This is a genomic window from Venatorbacter sp. C2-1, from assembly GCF_022832715.1.
Taxonomy (GTDB): Bacteria; Pseudomonadota; Gammaproteobacteria; order Pseudomonadales; family Oceanobacteraceae; genus Venatoribacter; species Venatoribacter alkanivorans.
The window spans coordinates 3885241-3905947 of the sequence record NZ_CP094879.1 but is presented as its reverse complement, the minus strand read 5'-3'; the positions used below and the strand labels follow the sequence as shown (position 1 = coordinate 3905947).

The 20707-nt window shown below is 52.8% G+C and carries 22 protein-coding genes; 10 read left to right on the top strand and 12 right to left on the bottom strand.

Going from position 1 to position 20707, the window contains the following annotated elements; translation table 11 throughout:
- The 5 genes from MT343_RS17590 to MT343_RS17570 all read left to right on the top strand — a co-directional run bounded on the left by MT343_RS17590 (nucleotide 1) and on the right by MT343_RS17570 (nucleotide 3826).
- A complete protein-coding gene (locus MT343_RS17590; protein ID WP_145468019.1) occupies nucleotides 1-1842 on the top strand; it encodes a nitric oxide reductase activation protein NorD in 1842 nt (613 codons plus the stop codon).
- Nucleotides 1839-2420: a cytochrome c oxidase subunit 3 gene (locus MT343_RS17585; protein ID WP_145468021.1), complete on the top strand. Its 582-nt coding sequence runs from the start codon at nucleotides 1839-1841 to the stop codon at nucleotides 2418-2420. The genes MT343_RS17590 and MT343_RS17585 overlap by 4 nt, the downstream gene beginning before the upstream one ends.
- 14 nt (nucleotides 2421-2434) lie before the next feature.
- A complete protein-coding gene (locus MT343_RS17580) occupies nucleotides 2435-2695 on the top strand; it encodes a cytochrome C oxidase subunit IV family protein (protein ID WP_145468023.1) in 261 nt (86 codons plus the stop codon).
- A 29-nt stretch (nucleotides 2696-2724) separates the two neighbouring features.
- On the top strand, nucleotides 2725-3045 hold the full coding sequence (locus MT343_RS17575) for a c-type cytochrome (RefSeq protein WP_145468025.1): 321 nt from the start codon (nucleotides 2725-2727) through the stop codon (nucleotides 3043-3045).
- A 409-nt stretch (nucleotides 3046-3454) separates the two neighbouring features.
- Nucleotides 3455-3826 carry a putative zinc-binding protein gene (locus MT343_RS17570; protein ID WP_145468027.1) on the top strand — a complete coding sequence of 124 codons (372 nt, stop codon included), beginning with the start codon at nucleotides 3455-3457 and terminating at the stop codon, nucleotides 3824-3826.
- A 16-nt stretch (nucleotides 3827-3842) separates the two neighbouring features.
- Here the strand turns inward: MT343_RS17570 and MT343_RS17565 are convergent, their stop codons facing one another.
- The 3 genes from MT343_RS17565 to ubiU form a co-directional block, all read right to left on the bottom strand.
- On the bottom strand, nucleotides 3843-5312 hold the full coding sequence (locus tag MT343_RS17565; RefSeq protein WP_145468029.1) for a hypothetical protein: 1470 nt from the start codon (nucleotides 5310-5312) through the stop codon (nucleotides 3843-3845).
- Nucleotides 5313-5576: 264 nt separating this feature from the next.
- Entirely contained in the window at nucleotides 5577-6455 is an 879-nt protein-coding gene (locus tag MT343_RS17560) for a U32 family peptidase (RefSeq protein WP_145468031.1), read from the bottom strand.
- Between the two features lie 3 nt (nucleotides 6456-6458).
- Entirely contained in the window at nucleotides 6459-7454 is a 996-nt protein-coding gene (gene ubiU / locus MT343_RS17555) for a ubiquinone anaerobic biosynthesis protein UbiU (RefSeq protein WP_145468033.1), read from the bottom strand.
- Between the two features lie 174 nt (nucleotides 7455-7628).
- Between ubiU and ubiT the strand changes: the two genes are divergently transcribed.
- Nucleotides 7629-8117: a ubiquinone anaerobic biosynthesis accessory factor UbiT gene (gene ubiT, locus MT343_RS17550; protein WP_145468035.1), complete on the top strand. Its 489-nt coding sequence runs from the start codon at nucleotides 7629-7631 to the stop codon at nucleotides 8115-8117.
- A gap of 16 nt (nucleotides 8118-8133) precedes the next feature.
- Here the strand turns inward: ubiT and MT343_RS17540 are convergent, their stop codons facing one another.
- Together MT343_RS17540 and MT343_RS17535 are read right to left on the bottom strand one after the other, a co-directional pair.
- Nucleotides 8134-8538, bottom strand: a complete 405-nt coding sequence (locus tag MT343_RS17540; RefSeq protein WP_145468036.1) for a ribonucleotide reductase subunit alpha — start codon at nucleotides 8536-8538, stop codon at nucleotides 8134-8136.
- Between the two features lie 378 nt (nucleotides 8539-8916).
- Nucleotides 8917-9912 (bottom strand): adenosine kinase, encoded by a 996-nt coding sequence (locus MT343_RS17535; protein WP_145468038.1) that lies wholly within the window; start codon nucleotides 9910-9912, stop codon nucleotides 8917-8919.
- Nucleotides 9913-10017: 105 nt separating this feature from the next.
- On the opposite strand from MT343_RS17535, the gene MT343_RS17530 reads away from it, so the two are divergent.
- The 3 genes from MT343_RS17530 (at nucleotide 10018) to MT343_RS17520 (ending at nucleotide 12301) form a co-directional block, all read left to right on the top strand.
- A complete protein-coding gene (locus MT343_RS17530) occupies nucleotides 10018-11145 on the top strand; it encodes a potassium channel family protein (protein WP_145468040.1) in 1128 nt (375 codons plus the stop codon).
- A 51-nt stretch (nucleotides 11146-11196) separates the two neighbouring features.
- Complete coding sequence (locus MT343_RS17525) at nucleotides 11197-11478, top strand: hypothetical protein (protein ID WP_145468042.1); 282 nt, start codon at nucleotides 11197-11199, stop codon at nucleotides 11476-11478.
- Nucleotides 11479-11842: 364 nt separating this feature from the next.
- A complete protein-coding gene (locus tag MT343_RS17520) occupies nucleotides 11843-12301 on the top strand; it encodes a c-type cytochrome (protein ID WP_145468044.1) in 459 nt (152 codons plus the stop codon).
- Nucleotides 12302-12306: 5 nt separating this feature from the next.
- On the opposite strand, the gene MT343_RS17515 is transcribed toward MT343_RS17520, so the two are convergent.
- Both MT343_RS17515 and MT343_RS17510 read right to left on the bottom strand, forming a co-directional pair.
- Nucleotides 12307-12987 carry a cytochrome b/b6 domain-containing protein gene (locus MT343_RS17515; RefSeq protein WP_145468047.1) on the bottom strand — a complete coding sequence of 227 codons (681 nt, stop codon included), beginning with the start codon at nucleotides 12985-12987 and terminating at the stop codon, nucleotides 12307-12309.
- A gap of 148 nt (nucleotides 12988-13135) precedes the next feature.
- Entirely contained in the window at nucleotides 13136-13762 is a 627-nt protein-coding gene (locus MT343_RS17510) for a glutathione S-transferase family protein (protein ID WP_145468049.1), read from the bottom strand.
- Nucleotides 13763-13886: 124 nt separating this feature from the next.
- Between MT343_RS17510 and MT343_RS17505 the strand changes: the two genes are divergently transcribed.
- Complete coding sequence (locus MT343_RS17505; protein WP_145468051.1) at nucleotides 13887-14792, top strand: LysR family transcriptional regulator; 906 nt, start codon at nucleotides 13887-13889, stop codon at nucleotides 14790-14792.
- A 176-nt stretch (nucleotides 14793-14968) separates the two neighbouring features.
- Here MT343_RS17505 and MT343_RS17500 read toward each other — a convergent pair whose 3' ends face one another.
- The 5 genes from MT343_RS17500 to MT343_RS17480 form a co-directional block, all read right to left on the bottom strand.
- Entirely contained in the window at nucleotides 14969-16378 is a 1410-nt protein-coding gene (locus MT343_RS17500) for an NAD(P)(+) transhydrogenase (Re/Si-specific) subunit beta (protein WP_145468053.1), read from the bottom strand.
- Nucleotides 16379-16392: 14 nt separating this feature from the next.
- The gene (locus MT343_RS17495) at nucleotides 16393-16677 is read right to left on the bottom strand and encodes an NAD(P) transhydrogenase subunit alpha (protein WP_145468055.1); all 285 of its coding nucleotides are present in this window, start codon (nucleotides 16675-16677) and stop codon (nucleotides 16393-16395) included.
- A 5-nt stretch (nucleotides 16678-16682) separates the two neighbouring features.
- On the bottom strand, nucleotides 16683-17819 hold the full coding sequence (locus tag MT343_RS17490; RefSeq protein ID WP_145468057.1) for a Re/Si-specific NAD(P)(+) transhydrogenase subunit alpha: 1137 nt from the start codon (nucleotides 17817-17819) through the stop codon (nucleotides 16683-16685).
- Between the two features lie 51 nt (nucleotides 17820-17870).
- Nucleotides 17871-19355, bottom strand: a complete 1485-nt coding sequence (gene mqo, locus MT343_RS17485; protein WP_145468059.1) for a malate dehydrogenase (quinone) — start codon at nucleotides 19353-19355, stop codon at nucleotides 17871-17873.
- A 400-nt stretch (nucleotides 19356-19755) separates the two neighbouring features.
- Entirely contained in the window at nucleotides 19756-20637 is an 882-nt protein-coding gene (locus MT343_RS17480) for a substrate-binding periplasmic protein (protein ID WP_145468061.1), read from the bottom strand.
- Between the last annotated feature and the right edge of the window lie 70 nt (nucleotides 20638-20707).

Sequence of the window (20707 nt, the reverse complement as noted above, 5' to 3'; positions counted from 1 at the left end):
ATGGAAGAAGCTGTTGGTATCCGCTGGCATCATTTTATTACCCGCGTGGCTGTCCGTACTTATCCGGATGCGGCGGTGTTGCTCAGCGATGAACAGAAAACACTGGCGATGATATTCAGGGCGCTGGGCGGCGATGCCGGGTTGCGTCTCTCGGTTGCTGCTGAGCAACGGGTTAAAGCGTCGCGCTCGTGGTTGCAGAAGGTCGCAGGTTCCGGTCTGCGTCAGGCGCTGGCGTGGCGTGATCAGAATCATTTATATCTGCCGGATCATATCGACTTTTATCCGCAGCGGACGCTGAATGCTGACCTGTATCTGTGGCTGGCGGCATTGGCATCCTGCACGCTTCCGGCAGCTGCCGGCTCTGCCCCGTGGTTTGTTGATAATCAGCATAGCGTGCAGCATTGTTTGCAACGCTATCCCGGTCTGGTCCCTGTCTACCGGCGTCTGGTTGAGGCCGAGCTGCAACAGAGAGATTTACGGCTGAAGCTCAGTGCTGCGGCTCTGCCCAGAGAGATGGCATTGCGTGCTGCTCTGAAGGAGCCGGGATCTGTTACTGCGCTGCCTGACGGGCCGGGAGATCCTGATCCTGTGCCCCTGTGGTTATATCCGGGCAGAAATCTGGCTCCGCTTCAGCGCAGTGGCGATGTACAGGAGCCCGCAGCGTCTGAGGTGCAACAGAAAAGCACGGCAAATATCCGCCGCCAGGCCGAATTTGCCGATGATCCTGATGGCCGTAATGGCCTGCTGTTATTTCGTCTGGAAAGCTTATTGTCGTGGTCGGAATTTATTCCTGTTGACCGTACCGCAGATGATGCAGACGACGCGGATGCCGGAAAAATAGCAGAAGATCTTGATCTGATTACGCTATCGCGGACCCGTGGCAGTCAGGCTTCAAAAATACGTCTCGATCTGGATCTGCCCAGCGCGGCGGAGGATGACATACCGCTGGGCTCCGGCCTGTCTTATCCGGAGTGGGATTACCGCCAGCAGTGTTTACGTGAGGATTACTGCCGGGTTATTCCGATGCTGCCACGCGGTGCTGAGCCAGCCCCTTTACCAGATGAGCTTAAGCAGACTGCGCAGCGTCTGCGCCGGCAGTTTGCCTGCTTTAACACTCAGCCGGTGCAACTGCGGCGGCAGGTTCAGGGGCAGCAGCTGGATATAAATGCTGCGATCGATCACTGCACCAGCCGGCTGCAGGGACACGCCGAAAGCGTGGCGCCGGTATGGCGGCAGCAGCGTCGTCAGAACCGTGATCTGGCCTGTCTTGTTCTCGCTGATCTGTCGCTGTCGACCGACGCCTGGGCCAACAATGATAAGCAGGTTATCGATGTTATCCGCGACAGTCTGCATTTATTGGGGGAGGCACTGGATGCCAGCGGTGATCGCTTTTCTATGTATGGCTTTTCATCACGCCGGCGCGATCACGTGCGGATTAATATGATCAAAAACTTTAATGAACACTGGGGTGAAAATGTTCACGGCCGGATTAAAGCCTTAACGCCCGGCTACTACACGCGCATGGGAGCGGCTATCCGCCAGGCAACCGATATCCTTAATGACCATCCGGCAGAAAAGCGCCTGCTGCTGATACTGACCGACGGTAAGCCTAATGATCTGGATCTGTATGAAGGTCGTTATGGCCTTGAAGATACCCGGGTATCGATCACCGAGGCTCACCGTGCAGGGGTAACAACCCACTGTGTCACCATTGATCAGAACAGTGCTGATTATGTTCCTTATGTGTTTGGTCATCAGGGGTACTTCTGTATTAACCGTGCGGATCAGCTGCCACGGATACTGCCGAAGCTCTATCTTAATCTGACCGGACTGAACATATGAACAGCCCGCTGACTCTGAGCGGAAAAGACAAGATACCGGGTGATATTGCCCTGTGGTTTTTTCTTTGTGCTGAACTGGCTGTTTTTGGCCTGTTGATTGCCGGCTTCTCTCTGGTTCGCCTCCGGCAGCCGGAGATGTTTCAGGCCGGTCTGCAGGAGCTGCATGTTTATGCCGGGGTGATTAATACGATGGCATTGCTGACGGGCAGTTACCTGGTGGCAACAGGCGTTAATAAGCTCCGCATTCAGGGCGATGGCTATGCGCGTTATTTTTTCGCGGCATCCGGCTGTGGAATGATCTATGTCATTAGTAAAGTGAGTGAATATCAAACACTCTATAGCAATGGGTACTCGTTGCACTACGATATATTCTTCGGGTTTTATTTTTTCACGACGTTCTTTCATTTTCTCCATGTGCTTGCCGGAATGATGATTCTTATTATTCTCGGCCACTGGCTGAAAAAGACAGACTCGGACGATGAGCAGAAACTAAAAGCGGCGGAAAGTGCAGCCTCTTACTGGCATATGGTTGACCTGGTGTGGATCGTTCTTTTCCCGGCGCTTTATGTACTAAGATGAAACAGGATGATGCTATGAGCAGTATGGCAGGAACGTCATTAAAGACTTTGTGGTTGTTAATGCTGTTGCTGACACTGGCTGTTGTTCTCCGCAAGCCGGAGCATCTGATTCTGTTAGCGGTTGCAGCCTGGTTTGCAGCTCTGATAAAAGGTATCTGGATCATCCGGTATTTTATGGAGATGAAGCAGGCTCCGCTCTTCTTACAAAGAATTCTGTATGGGTGGTTAATAATAACCATTTCTGCAGTCACATTGACTGCCATCTGGCAGCTATAAGCCTCAGGGCAACCTTAAGGAGATTGATGATGAAAAAAATACTTCTGGCAAGCGCCATTGTTACTATGGCATTCAGTTCTGCCAGCATGGCGGCCGGCGATGCAGCTGCCGGACAGGCAAAATCAGGAATTTGCACAGCCTGCCATAATGCTGATGGTAACAGCATGGTCCCAATGTATCCAAAACTGGCCGGACAGCATGCGGCCTATCTTGAAAATGCACTCAAGGCTTATCGCGATGGCCAGAGAACCGGAGGCAATGCAGCCATTATGGCGCCAATGGCAAAAGGTCTGAGTGATCAGGATATTGCTAACCTTGCTGCCTATTACAGTCAGCAGAAAGCCAAGTAACAGGCTTGTCAGGTTGTTTATTTTCGTTTTTGAGGTAGTCAATGCAAGGCAAAAACCGGCGAAAAAGCGCAGTTTACAGGTCGTAAATGAGCATTTTGAGTCGGTTTTTAACACTGCAGTGGCAAAGCAGATAGAAAATCAACAGCCTGCTAGGGGGAATGGCCTTTACTATGGCTGATACCCAAAGAGTGAGCCTCTGAATAACGGATCATATCCGTACCGGATTATTCACAGGCTCCTCACCTTTTCCGCATAAGACCGACATCTATTCTGAACAGATTGATAGTAAAAAATATCCGGCGTGATATATTAAAACTTCCCCGTAATTAATCCCCGTTTTTACTAGAAAACGCAGCTGTTTATTGGAAATAAAACTCTGGTATACAGATTTTTTCAGTGGAGAATTCTTATGAAAGATCCGGAAAAACCACTGGTTTATTCTTGCTCTGGCTGTTCTCAGGTGGCACAGCTTGCCAACCGGATTGCCGTTCATCTGGATCGTTCAGGTGTTGCAGAAATGTCCTGTATAGCCGGTATCGGTGGCCAGGTTAAACCTATTATCCGGCTGGCTCAGTCGGGTCGTCCGGTTCTGGCAATTGATGGGTGTCCGCTGCGCTGCGTACAGCGTAGTCTTAACAGTATTGATGTCACCGAGAGTCATCATCTGTTGCTTTCTGAATATGGCTTAAAAAAACGTCAGGATGAAGAGTATGGCGACGATGTTCTGCTTGATCTGGTAAACCATATAGAAAGTAAAATTATCCCCGATATTCATTCCTGATTCTGTATCTTGTCATTCAGCTGAGTGATTCCTCTCCCTTTCGCCAGTAAAAAAACCAGTTAATGATCATCCCTGTCAGGTAAAAAATAGACAGGCCGGATAACACCGCCGCCGGCCCGGCACTTTGCCAGTGATCAGCAAACAATGCAGGAATATAGAAAAACCCGAAGGACGATATACTGATTATCCATATCAGGCTGTGGTCGGCGTAATTCGCAGGAATCTTCTTAATAGCCAGGCTGGTAATGCTTCCGGATGACATGCCAGAAGCAATGAAAAATAACAGGGTAATCATGTAAAAACGAAAGAAATAGAATTCCGGATTCGATGAAGAGAGTGCTGATGTTATGGTCAAAGCCATGCCGACGGTACTAAGAAAAAGCGCAAACAGTGCCACCTGATGAATCTTTCCCGGATTGATGTGTTTAGACATCCAGCTTCCCGCAGCTCTGGCCGAAAGCCCTAACAGAGGGCCTATCCAGCAGTAGGACAGGATGGATGGGGCGGCAGGATTGATCCGGCTGCCGATATGTCCATCGGTTGGAATATAGGAAAATATCAGGTCTGTCAGAAGAGGCAGGCTGACGGATAATCCAAGAAAAGAACCATGGCCCATCAGGTACATCAGCGCCAGTATATGGACTTCACGATTAGCCAGGGCTTTCAGTTGCTGCTCTGCAAATATCTGATTGCCCGCAAGATTCTGCATGGCAAAAATCACGAGGAAAATAACGATAAAAATGCTCATTTCCCTGACGGCAGGAAAGGCGCCGGTAATCATGCTGTTATTCGACATATAGGGGATGCCGATGCTGGCCAATATGACCAGCAGAAGCAGCAACCAGGAACGCCCCCAGGAAGAGATACTGGCCGACCGGGTCAGCATCATATTCTGTATATTAACTGCCGGTGAAAAGCGGTTCAGCCAGGCGGCAAAAAGACACATTCCGGCAATTGGAAGTATTAACCACTGAAACCAAAGCCCGTGGCCTTCATGGATGACACCGATCAGGTTGCTGCTGTCATGAATAAGAACGTATTCGGTAAAAATATTTTTTAGTGGTGGATTCCAATAGATGATCGTCGGGATCATTACCATAATCAGAATCAGCCCGGCATCACCCAGTCCAATGGGCATTTCCTGGGAAATAAAACGCATACGGCGCGGATAAATATAGCGGTTGATGCTGGTGATCTGGGGCAGGATAACAGCGCCAAAGCCACAGCAGGCTGCCGCTATTCTGAATGCCCAAAGAGGCGTGTCTGATTCTTTAAAGACCCAGAATATGGCAATCAGCGAAATCCATATTCCAATAATTCCTGACCAGATTACGGCCCGGGTACCCAGCTGAAATACCAGAAATCTGCCACACAGACGCAGCGCTGCGCCAGAAAAGCCTGCGATATAAATCAGCGAAAAAAGCTCTTGCGGGCTGAAACCCCAACTGCTGTCGGCCATCAGGGCCGAGAGTACTGACCAGCCCATCCATACGGACGAACCGGCAAGTAACAGAATTAATTGCAGAACCGGCAGGTGGCGTACATAACGGTTGCCTGTATTTTTCCAGAAATCCGTATCGTCCGGCTTCCAGCCTGTCAGATTCGGCATATAAAGTCCTGCCACTAAGCCATATAGAATAGGCTACGATGACAGAATTAAGGGCAAAAACAATTCGGCTGCAGAGATACTCCGCCCCCACCAGATAGGTATGTCAGATACTCATTCTGAGATATTGGCACAGGTGCTGACTCAGGTTTCAACCGTCAGCATTCCGGCAAGGCGATTCCAATAACCATTGCTGTCTCCTGCTGCGAGTTTGACCGGATGCTTACCGCGGATGTTTTCCCGGAAACGGTCCAGCCAATCCAGAGTGCCTTCCGGTTCCGGACTCAGGCGGACAATATCGACCAGCCGGTGCATGGAAGGTAAATCATTGATCAGGTTGTAACGCTGGCCTGACTGGGTCTGGATACCATTTAAAACAAATACCTGTTTTCCATCCTGACTGTGTACCTCCCTGCCTTTGGGATAATTAATGCAGCACAGTTCGCACTGATCCTTTTGCCGGTCTTCTGAGCGTGCAGTAAAGCAGCGGGCTGACCAGGCCAGAGGCAGATGACCAAAAGCAAACACTTCTGTTTCAAAACAACTGCGGATATCACGCACGACTTCCTGTTCGAGCAATGTTTTCAGCCAGTCACGGGAAAGCTCCACAGGCATTACCCAGCGTTTCAGGCCGGAATTTACCAGATATTTCAGCGTGTGCTGGTTGTAACAGTTGATTGCCGGGCCGGCGATAAACGGCAGGTTTCTTTCCTGCGCAAGCTGCACGGCGCCAATATCATTGGCTTCAATAACAAATTCACCGTTATCAATATAACGTGCCATTTCCCGCAGTAAGGCCGGGCTCTCAAGCAGGGTCATTGTCGACAGGCAGACCTGCTTTCCTGCCTCCCGCAATTTAAATGCTATATCCAGATAATCCTGTAAGTTCAGTTCCCTGCGTTTGCTGCAGACCGTTTCGCCAAGATAAACAATGTCGATATCAGAGGCGGCCACACCGTCATAAAACTTCAGAACGGTATTTTTAGGCCAGTAATACTGAATTGCACCGAGAGAAAATTTCATTATTTATTTCCATTTCCGGTGGTAAGCGCCAAGTGTGGTCTGGCTGCCTTCCGATAATGAATTCAGAACCTGATTCCATTCATCCTTTACCCGGAATCGTTGCGGATCTTCCTGAACGGCATCAATTGCCTGGCGCCATACCCGGGTAATTTTTTCCACGTAGGCAGGGCTGCGCTGGCGCCCTTCGATTTTCAGCGAGGCAATGCCTTCATTGAATAATTCCGGTAGCAGTTCCAGAGTATTCAGGCTTGTTGGCTCTTCAAGCACATTGTACAAATCGTTTCCGACCTGAAAGCGTCCTTTGCACAATGTGGGATAGCCGGCATTTTCATCAGCATTAAAGCGATCAATCATGACGCCGTTGAGGCGCGACTCCAGCGATCCGTCTGCTTTCTCATCCCAGCGGACATAGGCAGCCGGAGAGCAGACGCCAGCAGTATTCGGTGATTCACCGGTCATATAAGAGCTGAGATAGCAGCGGCCTTCAGCCATAATGCAGAGGCTGCCGAATGCAAAAACCTCCAGCGGCATATCTGAAATCCGCGCTAATGATTTTACCTGCTGCATCGATAATACCCGCGGCAGTACCACACGAGAGATTCCCAGATTGCGGTAAAAATCAATAGCGGCAGGATTGGTTGCAGAAGCCTGAACGGACAGATGCTTTTCAACTTTTGGATAACGGTCATGTGCGTATGCCAGCAGCGATATATCGGCAAGAATCAGGACATCAGCCCCGGCTCTTACTGCAGTATCAACGGATTTCTGCCAGCGCTCCCAGCCGTCTGTATGCGCAAATGTATTGATGGCAACATGGATTTTCCGCCCATGTTTGTGCGTATAAGCAACGGCTTCATCTAACCCTGAACCTGCCAGGTTCAGGCCGGCGAAGTGGCGGGCATTGGTATCTCCCCGAAGGCCAACATATACCGCATCAGCACCCTGGTTTATTGCCGCTTTTAAGGCAGGAAGGCTTCCCGCAGGGCAAAGCAATTCCATAGTATTTCCGCCATGATAGGACCTAAGACACTATTGATATGTTAATGAAATCAGGTGACCGCCGCTAAGCCCACGAATAGGTAGGTTTGAACTACCCATTAATGGGCTTTGCTCATTGGCTTAAGAATTTTTTATTCTGGCGGAAATACAGGTGCTGGGGTGTGAAGGTTAGTTATGCTTTCCCGGAAATTTCATAGGGCCGCAGGTGACAGGCTGGTAAAACTACCTGAGAAAATAACCCGTTATACGCCCGATTTTATTCTTGAGCAGGTAATCGCATCTGCACTTAATCATCTTCTTGGAAAAGAGCTGTCTGCCGGAGAACTTGATTTTCTTGAGCGCAAGCTGGCGACGGTTAATATCCGTGATCTGAACTTCTCATTTACCGTTACGGCTTATGATAAAAGAATCAAAGTGATGATCCCGGCGCAGATCTCAGAGGTTACTCTGCGCACAGATCAGCAATCGTTGCTGGAAATGCTGCATAACGAAGTGGATCCGGATACGCTGTTTTTCCAGCGTCGGCTGTTAATAACAGGTAACACCGAGCTCGGGCTGTATCTGAAAAACTTTATCGACAGTCTGGAACTGATGGGGAGAATTCCGGCCCCGGTTATGAAATTAATCAGCCGCATTCATAAACAGAGCCAGAAGTCGCTATAAATCAGCAAAGGGCAAATCAGTAAAGGGCGATCAGTTCACCACTACGGTTGAACGTCAGGTATTCGGATATCATGCCGGCGTTGATCTTATTCACCATAAGCTGCAGGTACTGGTCAGCCTCTTCCGGTTGTGGCGGAAAGCCGTCATGGCCAGACATGGCACTGATAAATGCCACGTCCCACTGCTGTCCGGTTTTTTCCGATTCGCTGACCAGCTCATGAAAGTGCATCACTTCGCCAGGAAGTTTATCAACGCATAACACCGGGCTGAGCACACCGCCTTCACCATTTTCAAAGCGTTCCTGCTGCTCTTCTGTGTATCCCTCGGGCAACTCTGATTTTGCCAGAACAAACAGCAGGCGTTGTGGCTCCTGCTGGCTCATGGCAGCCAGAATGAGTTCCTCATAGTTTTCAATATTCATCTAAGCACCAGTATCGAATAGCGTTAAAAGAAACCGATGACCCGACTGCCCGCAAAAAGTACCACCAACCCTCTTATCCCGATGATACAAGCACCAGCAATCCTGCATAACCAAGCCCAGCTTCGGGGCCACCAGTTATTTTTGATTTTATGTGGACGGCTGGCATCTTCAATAGCGCAGGCCGGATCATTGTGGGTATATCCTGTTTGGATAACGCGGTGGGGCGGGATTGACCGGCGGTTTCTGATGGATCGGCGCAGGGGATAAGGAACTGAAGAAAGAGAAGCGGGCAGGCCGTGTTTATCGGCTGCCCACATCAGGTAAAGGCTGTGCGCCCGTCGTTTCTCTTAGGGCCTGTTTAATTAGTGTCGACAGGTCCTAGCCCTGCAGATGCGCTTTTAACGGCGCGTGCTGTTCGGCATCCAGACGCGGACCAAACTGGCTGACAACCTGAGCCGAAGCGGCGGATGCCAGACGTCCGGCAACATCAAAACCATAGTCCTGAGTAATGGCATAAAGGAAAGCGCCGGCAAACATATCGCCGGCACCGTTACTGTCGACGGCGGTTACGCTGTGCGGCGCAATTTTATGCAGGGTTTCGCCATCAAACGCCAGTGCGCCTTCGGCACCGAGGGTAATGGCGAAGGTTTTGGCGTGTTGTTTAATCACATCGATGGCGATATTCAGATCGTCAGTATCGGCCAGCAGCTTGGCTTCCTGTTCGTTACAGAACAGCAGGTCGACGCCGTCGCCCAGCATTTCCAGCAAGCCGTCTTTAAAGAACTGCACCATCGCCGGATCGGAGAAAGTCATCGCCACTTTTACTCCGTGTTTGCGTGCCAGTTCGCGTACGCGTACGGCCGCAGCGCGGGAGGTGTCGGAGGTCACCAGATAGCCTTCAATATACACATAATCCGATTGTGCGAGAGCATCTTCGTGGATGTGCTTTTCGTGCAGGTCGCTGGTAATTCCCAGATAGGTATTCATGGTGCGTTCGGCATCCGGCGTTACCATCACCAGACACTTACCGGTTACACCCTGATCGCGCTCGCCGCCAATATTGGTATCGACACCGGCAGCTTTTAAATCGGCCACGTAAAAATCACCGGCTTCGTCAGCGGCTACGTTACAGGTATAAAAGGTTTTCGCACCGAAATAACTGGCACCAATAATAGTGTTGGCAGCACTGCCACCACAGGCGCGTTTTTTCAGGCCGTAATCCGTGCTCAGGGTTTCCAGCATGCTGGCCAGTTGCTGTTCATCGATTAAGGTCATCATGCCTTTCTGAATACCGGCCTTGGCGAAAAACTCATCGCCGACTTCAAACTCTTTATCGACCAGTGCATTGCCGATGCCGTAAATGTGGTAACCCATAAGCTGACTCTCGCGGTAAGAAATAGCGCGAGTGTAGCGGATTACGGCATATTTTTCAGGTACTGATGGCTTGGGGATGCGCTGGGGCCGGGCTATGATGCGGGCATGAATAAAGTAACCCGTTTTATCCATCATCACCGCCGTGTGCGGCATGCGGTGTATCAGACTGATACCAATATCCGCCGCTCGGTGATCCGCTCGGCGCTGGTGCTGCTGGGCTTTGCGGCGCTGCACGTGGCGGCCATGGTGTGGCTGGAGGAAATGGCGCTCTGGCACGCCATCTGGCTGACCATGACCACGCTTACTACTGTGGGCTATGGTGATGTATCTGCCTCTACCCCGGCCGGTCAGGCCGCCACCATGCTGCTGATGTTTATCTGCGGCATCACACTTATGACTTTTTTAATCAGCGATTATGTGGATTTCCGCATTGCGCGGCGGGAACGTATCCGCACCGGACACTGGGACTGGAACATGGCCGATCATATTCTCATTATTAATTCGCCCAAATATAACCGCGAAGCCTATTTTCAGCGCATGATCATGCAGATTCGTGAAAGCGACGAATACCGCGATACGCCGATCCAGCTGCTGAATGACGATTTCCCCGATGGTTTGCCCGACAGCCTGCGTCAGCTGGGGGTCGTTCATACCACCGGGCTGGCCAGCCGGCCGGAGGATTTAAAACGTGCCGGGGCAGAGCGTGCCAGCCATATTGTGGTGCTGGCGCGTGACGAATATTCCGCCGACAGTGATTCTTACACCTTCGATATTGCTTACCGCCTGTTTGAGCTGCACCTGGGCCACATCACTATTGTTGAGTGTGTGGAAGACAGCAACCGCGCCAGATTGCGTAAGCTGCAGATTAAAACCGTGCTGCGCCCGATCCGCTCCTATCCGGAAATCATCGTGCGGGCGATGGTTGCACCCGGCGTGGAGCTGGTGATTGAAGATATGTTTACCCATGCCGACGATCACCCGGTGCGTTTTCCGGTCTGGCTGGAAGGCGAGCGCTGGGCCGATGTGGTGAATGCGGTGGTACAGGCCAATCTGGGGACTCCGCTGGCGTATGTGACCAAAGACGGTGAGGTGGTTACCCATCCCGACGGTGATCATCACGTGCATGCTCAGTCGCTGATTATTCTGGTGCATACCGAAAAAACACCGACCATTCGTGATGTGCAGCGGGCGATTGAGGTGCACTTCAATATCCATGCGGCTAAGCTGGATTGAACAGATGTTCTCTTTAGCTCTGTTCTGACCGGTTACCACTGCGGAGGTGCTATGCGTCGTCGCCCGTCTTTCACCCTGCTACTTCTGTGTCTTGCCCTGATCGTACTGGGCAGCGTACACAGTCTGGCCGAGCGACTGGGTAACGGCGGTGAAGGGCAGTGCCAGTTATGTGAACTGGCTTACAGCCCGCCACGCTGGCTGCCACCGCTCACCGTCACCCTGCCGGGTTTGTTGCTGGATCTGGCGCCGCAGACGCTGATGCCTTTTCTGCTCCCCACCTTACTGCAGGATGATGCTGCCGCTCCTGAAACTCAGGAATCGGCCGCTGCCTGAGCGCCTAACTGGGCGAAAACACTGATAAACGCTTGTTTAATCATATTCGTGATGTCCTCTATTTCTCCGGTGAATGCCACGCGGTGCATTTAGCCCTGAGCCGTCAGTCTGAGCCTTTAGCCTGAACCTTTAGCCTGAACCTTTAGCCTGAACCTTTAGCCTGAACCTTTAGCATAGGCGCGGGCATAACCACCCGGATAATGAGTTTTGCCGATGGCGCTGATTAAAAGCGGTAATGACGGTTGCTGCGTGGGCCGGCTAATGCCTTATTGATAGAAATGTAAAGGTTGGTAATGGTTTATAGCCTGTGGCGGCCAGACCGATACACTGCAGCGGTAACTGATAATGCTGAGAGGATAAAAGCATGAACCTGATAACACGTACCGGAATCGTTGCCACACTGCTGGCCATCAGTGCAGCAACCCTGGCTGAAGTAAAAGCATCTGACGCCGTGGAATACCGACAGGGTATCTACAAGGCAGTGAAGTGGAACTTCGGCCCGATGGGCGACATGGTGAAAGGCAAGCAGGAGTTCAATGCGGCTGAATTTACCCGCCGCGCTGATAACCTGGCAGCGCTGAGCAAGATGCCACTGGAAGGTTTTATTGCCGGTACTTACAACGGCAGCTACAGCGGCTCGACCGATGCCTTACCAGCGATTGAAAAAGACTGGGAAACCTTTGCCGGCATTATGTCCGACTTTGAAACCAACGCCGCAGCCCTGGCAGAAACCGCCGCCAGCGGCGATATGAACGCCATCCGCCCGGCCTTTATGAGCGTGGCGAAGACCTGTAAGTCCTGCCACGACAAGTTCAAAGACTGAGCCGTTTAAAGACTGATCAGTCCCCAGACGCTGGCGGCGGCAATCGCTGCCAGCGCAAGGCCTTTCAGCCAGCCAGCGCTTACTGCCACAGACACTCTGTCGGCTGCCTGATTGTGGCTATGACCGGCCGCTTTATTGCCCGTCAGCATGCCCTGCAGCAGCGGCTCTTTACGCAGCAGCTGGTGGTACAGCACCGCGGCGATATGAACCGCGACGATGATCAGCAGACCATCGAACAGCAGTTTATGCCAGCGGGTAATCTCAATACTCAGATCGTAGCCAACCAGATGCACCAGCGGCCCTTCGGTAAGGATATCGTCGTTGGCAAATAAGCCTGTGCCGGCCTGTAAAGTACACCACAGCAGTAACACCACGACTGCCCAGCCACCCAGCGGGTTATGGCTCAGGTACAGAGGCTCACGGCCTTTCAGCATGGCGGCAAGGTAAGCGAACGTGGCTTTCGGGGAATAGATAAAATGGCTGAAGCGGGCATAGGCCGTACCGGCAAAACCCCAGAGCACCCGGAAGATCACCAGCCCCAGTACGGTATAGCCGCAGCGTTTATGCCACTCCATCCAGTCGCCGCCCTGTTCGCCAGTCCACCAGGCAAAACCGATCACCGCGACCAGCAGCCAGTGAAACAGGCGCACGAAAATATCCCAGACGCGGATGTGGTTGCCGCTCATCTCTGACTCCACTATTAATGAAAATATGAATACTAACCCAGGGCTGCGGGCTTATGGGTAAAGGAAGGTCAGGGCAAGGGTGCCGTAGCCGGGCAGCCGAGATGCTGTTTATGCACAGCACCTCAAGCGGAGCCGGGGATAGGTTTGTTTAAGCCGCCATTTCCTGCAGCTCCGTCGCCAGTGCTTTTTTCACTTCGGCTCTTTCGTTCATATCGGCCAGAAACCGCTTAATGTTGGGAAAGGAGCTGAGAGAAATCTGAAACAGGCGGCACCAGTTTAAAATTGCCAGCAGTAAGTAGTCCGGCGCAAATACCTGCTCACCGGCGCAATAGGTATGTTGCCCGAGCCGCCTTTCTAAGTGGCTCAGTTGCAGCTGAATTTTTTCCAGCGCTTTGCTTTTTACCTCATCACGGGCAGATGCGGCGATACGCTCCGGGTAAAAAAGCATCGAAAAAGCCGGGTGCAGGGTGCTCGATATATAAAAGAGCATTTGCAGCGCCGTACTTCTTAGCGGTGAAGAAGGCTCTGGCATAAGCGCAGCCTCAGGATGCCGTTCAGACAAGCGCAACAGAATGGCCCCGGCCTGGGTGAGAGTCTCGTCAGCATATTGCAGCACGGGCACCTGTCCCTGCGGGTTCAGCGCCAGAAAAGCCTCTGACTGCTGCTCGCCATTGCGTAAATTCACCTTATGCAACTCAAAGGGCTGACCGGTTTTTTCCAGCGCGATATGAACCGCATAGGAGCAGGCGAAAGGCTGATAATACAGTGCGTACATAGGTAGTTCCTCAGGTAGTGGTCAGTACCCGGGCAGTGTAGAATTGAGTAATTGGTGAATCTATCTCATTGTTTTTGTAATAATGATGAATCTGTTTAATTGGTTTTATTGAGGGGCAAGCCCTATGGAATCTCTGCTCAAGCGTCTTGAGATTCGCCATCTGCGCCTGATACGGGCGATTGCCAGCAGCGGCAGCCTTTCTGCCGCCGCCAGTGGCTTGCATCTCACTCAGTCAGCATTAAGCCATCAGTTAAAAGTGCTTGAAGAAACCTTGGCTATCAGTCTGTTTTATCGCCACGGAAAGAAAATGGTGATCACTCCTGCCGGACAGCGGGTTCTGGAAGCGGCCGGGACGATATTTGATGAGCTGACCGCGATGCATGACGACTTAAATAATCTGAAACGGGGCAATGATGTCTGCATTCGCCTGGCGACAGAATGTTATACGTCATTCCATTGGCTGCCCCGGATTATTCCCCTTTATCAGCAGCAATACCCTGATGTGCGCATTCAGCTGCAGCCGGAAATCAGCAATAACCTCTGCCAACAATTAGAATCCGGTGAACTGGACATTGCCATCCGGATGTCACCGTCTGCTGGAAAATTCACGAACCACCTTCTGTTTAACGATGACATTGTTGTGGTGATGTCACCGGACCATGCATTAGCCCGGTCAGATTCTGTTCAGCCTGCACAATTGCTTGATCAGCATTTATTGCTGTATCCCTCAGGCAAAAGTCGTTTACTGCGCGCCATGTTTAATGATGCGCAAATCAGCAAACTTAACGTCACCGAAATGCCCCTGACCGAAGCCGTTCTGGAATGGTGCAGTGCCAGTCTGGGCATCACGCTGATGGCCCGCTGGGCAGTAAAACGCTGGTCAGATGCGGGGGATGTGGTATTGCGCTCGCTGAATGTCGAATGGGCCAATCGTCACTGGCATGCTGTTACCCTTAAACAGGATATGCCGCCATACCTGCAGGACTTTATCGATTTACTGAAAGCACATCCGCCTTCGGACCCGCGCTAAGCATGCAACCGGGTGATCCACAGAATCATGCTGCAGGAAGCAGCAGCTTTAACCGCACAACCGGATTCGAATGACAGCAGGCAGTGTCCGGGCTGTTGACGGTCGCCGCAGGGCAGTCGTCAGGCATAAAAAAAGCGCCCCAAGGGGCGCTTTCTGTTTCTGCGTACTGAAGTGTCTTACAGATCTTTCAGCGCAGTAATGGTTTCCTGCAGAACTTTCTTCGCGTCGCCGGATACCATCAGGCTGTTGTCGCGGATGAACAGTTCGTTCGGGATACCGGCGAAACCTGGTGACAGACCACGTTTCACCACTACAACGGTCTTGGCGTTGTGTACGTCCAGAATCGGCATACCGAAGATCGGCGACGCCGGGTCTTTGGAGGCTGCCGGGTTAACCACGTCGTTGGCGCCCAGTACGATGGCCACATCGGTCTGAGAGAACTCAGGGTTGATGGTGTCCATCTCAACCAGCTGGTCGTACGGCACTTCGGCTTCCGCCAGCAGTACGTTCATGTGACCAGGCATACGGCCGGCAACCGGGTGAATGGCGTATTTAACATCACAACCTTTGGCTTCCAGCATGTTGGCCAGTTCGCGGGTAGCGTGCTGTGCCTGAGCAACGGCCAGACCGTAACCAGGAACGAAGACCACTTTCTGCGCGCCGTCTAACAGCATCGCCAGTTCGTCAGCAGAAGAGAACTTCACTTTGCCTTCGTAGAAAGCATCGTTCTCAGACTTGCTCACGCCAGCGGTTGCGGCCATTGAGCCACCGAACAGAACGTTGGTCAGGGAGCGGTTCATCGCTTTACACATGATGGTGGTCAGGATGATACCGGACGCGCCCACCAGAGAGCCGGTGATGATCAGGCCGTTGTTGCCCAGTACGAAACCGGCAGCGGCACCGGCCAGACCGGAGTAGGAGTTCAGCAGGGATACCACAACCGGCATATCCGCACCGCCGATTGGCATCACCAGAGAAACACCCAGGATCAGACAGATGATGATCAGACCGGCAACCAGCATGTCGGAGTTCAGCGGATCAACAATGGCGAAGTACGCCGCACCACTGATCAGAACCAGGAAGCACAGTTTAACGATCCATTTGAACAGCATAACTTTGTTGCTGTCGCCGATTTTGCCTTTCAGTTTGCCGACGGCAACGAAAGAGCCGGTCAGGGTAACCGCACCGATCAGGATCGACAGAATAACCGCCAGCGACCAGTCGTAAGAGGCAGTGAACTGACCCATTTCCGCCAGCTTCTGGCTTTCCAGGTAGTTGGCTGCCGCAACCAGCAGGGAAGCACCGCCACCGATACCGTTCAGGCTGGCAACCATTTCCGGCATGTCGGTCATGGCGACTTTCTTGGCGATCAGGGCACCGATAGCACCACCGACCAGAACACCGATGATGATGTATTCGAAACGCACCACGTTGTGGTCGAGCAGGGCGGCAATCACCGCAACCAGCATACCGATAGCCGACATCTGGTTACCGCGCACGGCGGTTTTCGGAGTGGTCATGCCTTTGATGCCGAAGATAAAGAGTACGGCGGCAGCCAGGTAACCTAAGTTAATCAGAATTTCCATTGTGTCCCGCTACCTTATTTCTTTTTGAACATGTTCAGCATGCGGTCGGTTACCATAAAACCGGCCACGATGTTGATGGTTGCCAGCACGATGGCGGCGACGCCCAGCACGGTAGACAGCACAGTGGTGTGCTCGCTGCCGCCGGAACTTAAGATGGCGCCAACCACGACGATGCCGGAAATAGCGTTAGTACCGCTCATCAGCGGGGTGTGCAGCGTAGGGGGTACTTTGTTGATCACTTCCACACCGACGAAGATCGCCAGTACGAAAATGGTCAGGCTCATGATGAACATTTCCATCAGATTTATTCCTTCTCGATCTGGGCTTTCAGGCCCGCGTGTTTGATTTCGCCGTCTTCGGTAATCAGAGTGGCGGCCACGATGTCATCGTCCATATTCACGTTGAGCACGCCTTCTTTGGACATGTTCAGCAGGAAGGTGGAGATGTTTTTGGTCAGCAGCTGAGAAGCATGCACAGGTACACGGCCCGGATGGTCGGTGTAACCGATGATGGTGACGCCATCGACGTACACTTTTTCGCCGGCCACAGTGCCTTCGACGTTACCGCCACGCTCGGCAGCCAGGTCGACGATCACAGAGCCTTTCTTCATGTAATGCAGCATTTCTTTGGTGATCAGGCGTGGAGACATCTTGCCCGGGATCGCCGCGGTGGTGATAACCAGATCCGCCTGGGATACTTTGGCGGTCATCTGTTCACGCTGCTTGCGGTAGAACTCTTCCGATTTCTCGGTCGCGTAACCACCGGTGGCGCCGCCTTCTTCCTGTGGCAGGTCGAATTCAACGAACTTGGCACCCAGTGATTCAACCTGTTCACGGACTTCAGCACGGGTATCGTAGGCTTCAACCACCGCACCCAGACGACGGGCTGTAGAGATGGCCATCAGACCGGCAACACCGGCACCAATGATGAATACACGCGCCGGGTGAATCGTACCGGCAGCGGTCATCAGCATCGGGAAGTACTGTGGCAGTGCCATAGCGCCAGTCAGTACTGAACGGTAACCGGAGATCGCACCCATAGAGCTGAGTACGTCCATAGACTGCGCGCGGGTGGTGCGCGGAATAAATTCCAGCGCGAAAGAACGCACTTTGCGCTCAGCCAGTCGCTGAATCAGCGGCTGGTTGAACCAGGCATCCAGCATACAGATCAGGGTGGTGCCTTCTTTCAGCAGTGGCACTTCGCTGTCCAGTGGCTGACGGACTTTCAGGATGATGTCAGCCTGCTCGTACAGCGACTCAGCAGTCGGGGCGATGCTGGCACCGCTGCTGCGGTATTCTTCATCGCTGAAGTGGGCGCCATCGCCTGCGCCTTCCTGTACCACGACTTCAAAGCCGGCGGTCAGCAGGGTCTGAATCCCGGCTGGGATCAGGGCGACCCGGGCTTCCCCAGGATAGATTTCCTTAGGTACACCAATCAACATAGGTAAAACTCCTGTTGGATTATCTTGAAATTGTCAGCTGACCTGCGCGCGTTAATCGCGCAGCAGGCCAAGGGTGCTCAGGGTGTTCTGGCGGATGCTGCCGAGCAGTTCGGCATTGTTGACCAGAGATTCACCATAGGATGGCACCAGCTCCTGCAGGCGGGCTTTCCAGCCGTTCTCCAGGCGCTCTTTAAAGCAACGTTCGATCACTTCGATCATCGCCTGCGCGGCAACCGAAGCACCGGGTGACGCCCCCAGCAGGGCCGCCAGCGAGCCGTCTTTGGCAGCCACCAGTTCGGTACCGAACTCCAGCTTGCCGCGGCCGCGGCCGTCTTTTTTGATGATCTGTACACGCTGACCGGCTTCGGCCAGTGTCCACTTGCCGGAGTCAGCGCCCGGGAAGTATTCACGCAGGGATTTCATGCGGTCTTCGTGGGATTGCAGCACTTCACCGATCAGGTATTTGGTCAGATCCATATTGTTCATACCCACGTCCATCATCGGCAGCAGGTTATTGGCACGTACGGATTTGATCAGGTCCAGCTTGGAGCCGGCCTTAAGGAACTTGGTGGTAAAACCAGCGTAAGGTCCGAACAGCAGCGCCGGAGTACCGTTGATGATGCGGGTATCCAGATGCGGAACCGACATCGGTGGCGCACCGATCGCGGCTTTGCCATAGACCTTGGCGTAATGACGCTTAACGGTGGCTTCGTCTTTACAGACCAGCCACTGACCGGAAACCGGGAAGCCGCCGTAGCCTTTGCTTTCCGGAATGCCGGATTTCTGCAGCAGCGGCAGGGCGCCACCACCGGCACCAAGGAAGACAAAACCGGCTTCGATGGTTTTGCTCTTACCGGAGGCGCGGTCTTTCAGGCGTACTTTCCAGTTACCGTCTTTGTTCTGCTCCAGTTCGCTGACTTCGTGGTTCAGCAGCAGCTCAAAGGCTTCACGCTTTTTCAGCGTTTCGACCAGATTGCGGGTCAGGGAGCCGAAGTCGACGTCGCTGCCGTAGTTAATACGGGTAGCAGCAATCTTTTCAGCAGGGTCGCGGTTTTCCATCACCAGTGGCATCCACTGGCGCAGCACATCGTGGTCTTCGCTGTACTGCATATCTTTGAACAGATGATGCGCGGACAGCTTTTCCCAGCGCTGACGCAGGAAAGCAACGTTATCTTCACCCCAGACAAAGCTGATGTGCGGGGTTGGATTGATAAAGTTGTCCGGTGCCGGCAGGTCGCCACAGCCAACCAGAGAAGTCCACAGCTGCAGGGATACTTCAAAGTTGGCATTGATGGTCAGGGCGCGGTTGATTTCGACATCGCCCTGCTCGTTTTCCGGAGTGTAATTAAGTTCGCAATAGCCTGCGTGGCCAGTACCGGCATTGTTCCAGCCATCGGTACTTTCATGGGCGACATGATCCAGGCGTTCCACCATGGTCAGTCGGAGGGAAGGATCAAGCTTGTTGAGCAGGGTGCCCAGAGTGGCACTCATAACCCCGCCACCAACAAGCAGTACATCTACCTTGTTTGTTGCCATTCGATTTCGCCTGTAGGTAAAAATCTGTACACAGTTCGGCACTGTTGGTGCCTGCCAGCGCGAGCTTGTGGCTCATTGTGTCTGCCGGCCAGAATTCAAACGGGCGTTTTATACACATGTTGGGCTTTAGTCGCAATGCAGGCCCGGTGGGGGTGATGCTGTATTTCAGGCTCACAAGGTGGTTTCAGATGCCCTGATTTCGATCAATTTTTTACCAGTATTTTTGCCAGCATGCGGCTGTATCCCGCACTGCGTGTGCCGCGGCGCTCATTCTTATGGGCGAGTCAGTTCCGGCCACCGGCGCTGTCTGCATAGAGAGAACGCATATTCTTTATACCGGACATTTTTTCTGGTGATGTGAGAAGAACCCGGGCCAAAGGCTGGCAGCTGATTGCGCGACTCAGGGAGTGGCTGGTGATTGCCTGGTGCTGGAGGGAAGTTCAATCCACAGGCGTTTGTTGGACAAGGGGGTCCGCTCGGGCAGAAGTGGGTTGTGCAGTGGAATAACCCAGCTGTTGCTGAGCCGGCTGAGGGGGAATATGTCACGCGTTGTCGGATGTTGTTGCAGGAAGTTCAGCAGTTCACCACTGGCGGCCAGTTGCTCCATACCTTTGGTCAGCCGTTCGGCAAGGCGCGGGTTGTCATGGCTGACAAAAAAGTACATCGGAAAGGGGTAGTTGAGGATGATGCGCTCGTACACCATCAGGTCGTTACGGCTGACGTGGCTGACCTCGGCATAAACTTCATTAATACCGCGCGGAAAGTAGTCGCAACGGCCGGCCTGCAGCATCTGGTACATCACTTCAAATTTGGTTGCTCTCTGTACATTAAAACCGTTGGCTTCAAGGATGTCCGAGTCCGGCCAGTGGTCACCCTGGCAGGCGCCTAGCTGTTGCAGGTCGCTGAGGTTGTGCAGGGCATCGAAGCGTGCCTGATCGGCTTTGCGGATAACCGGAATACGGAAACCAAGCAAGCCAGCATGCAGGGGGATGCGGATAGGCTGTACGAAGACTTCACGTTCGCGGCTGGTGCCGGCCCAGAACACATCGATCAGATTATCGTGCAGCGCCTGAAATGCCCGCGCCTGGGTCAGGCGGCTGATGCTGACCAGCTCGGCGTCGCCATATTCTTTGCTGGTGTTATTGAGCACAAGGCGTAACAGGTCGGTGTAATAAAGGTAGCTGCCATCGACGGCAGTCCGTTGTGGCTGAACACGTATCGCTTCGGCGGCAAAGGCGGAGCTGCTTATCAACAGGCACAGTATCAGCAGGGGTTTGACCATGTTTGCCTCTGATGGTGAACCGGCGTGCGCGGTTCCTGATTATCCGGATTGCATAAAGTATGGCTGAAAG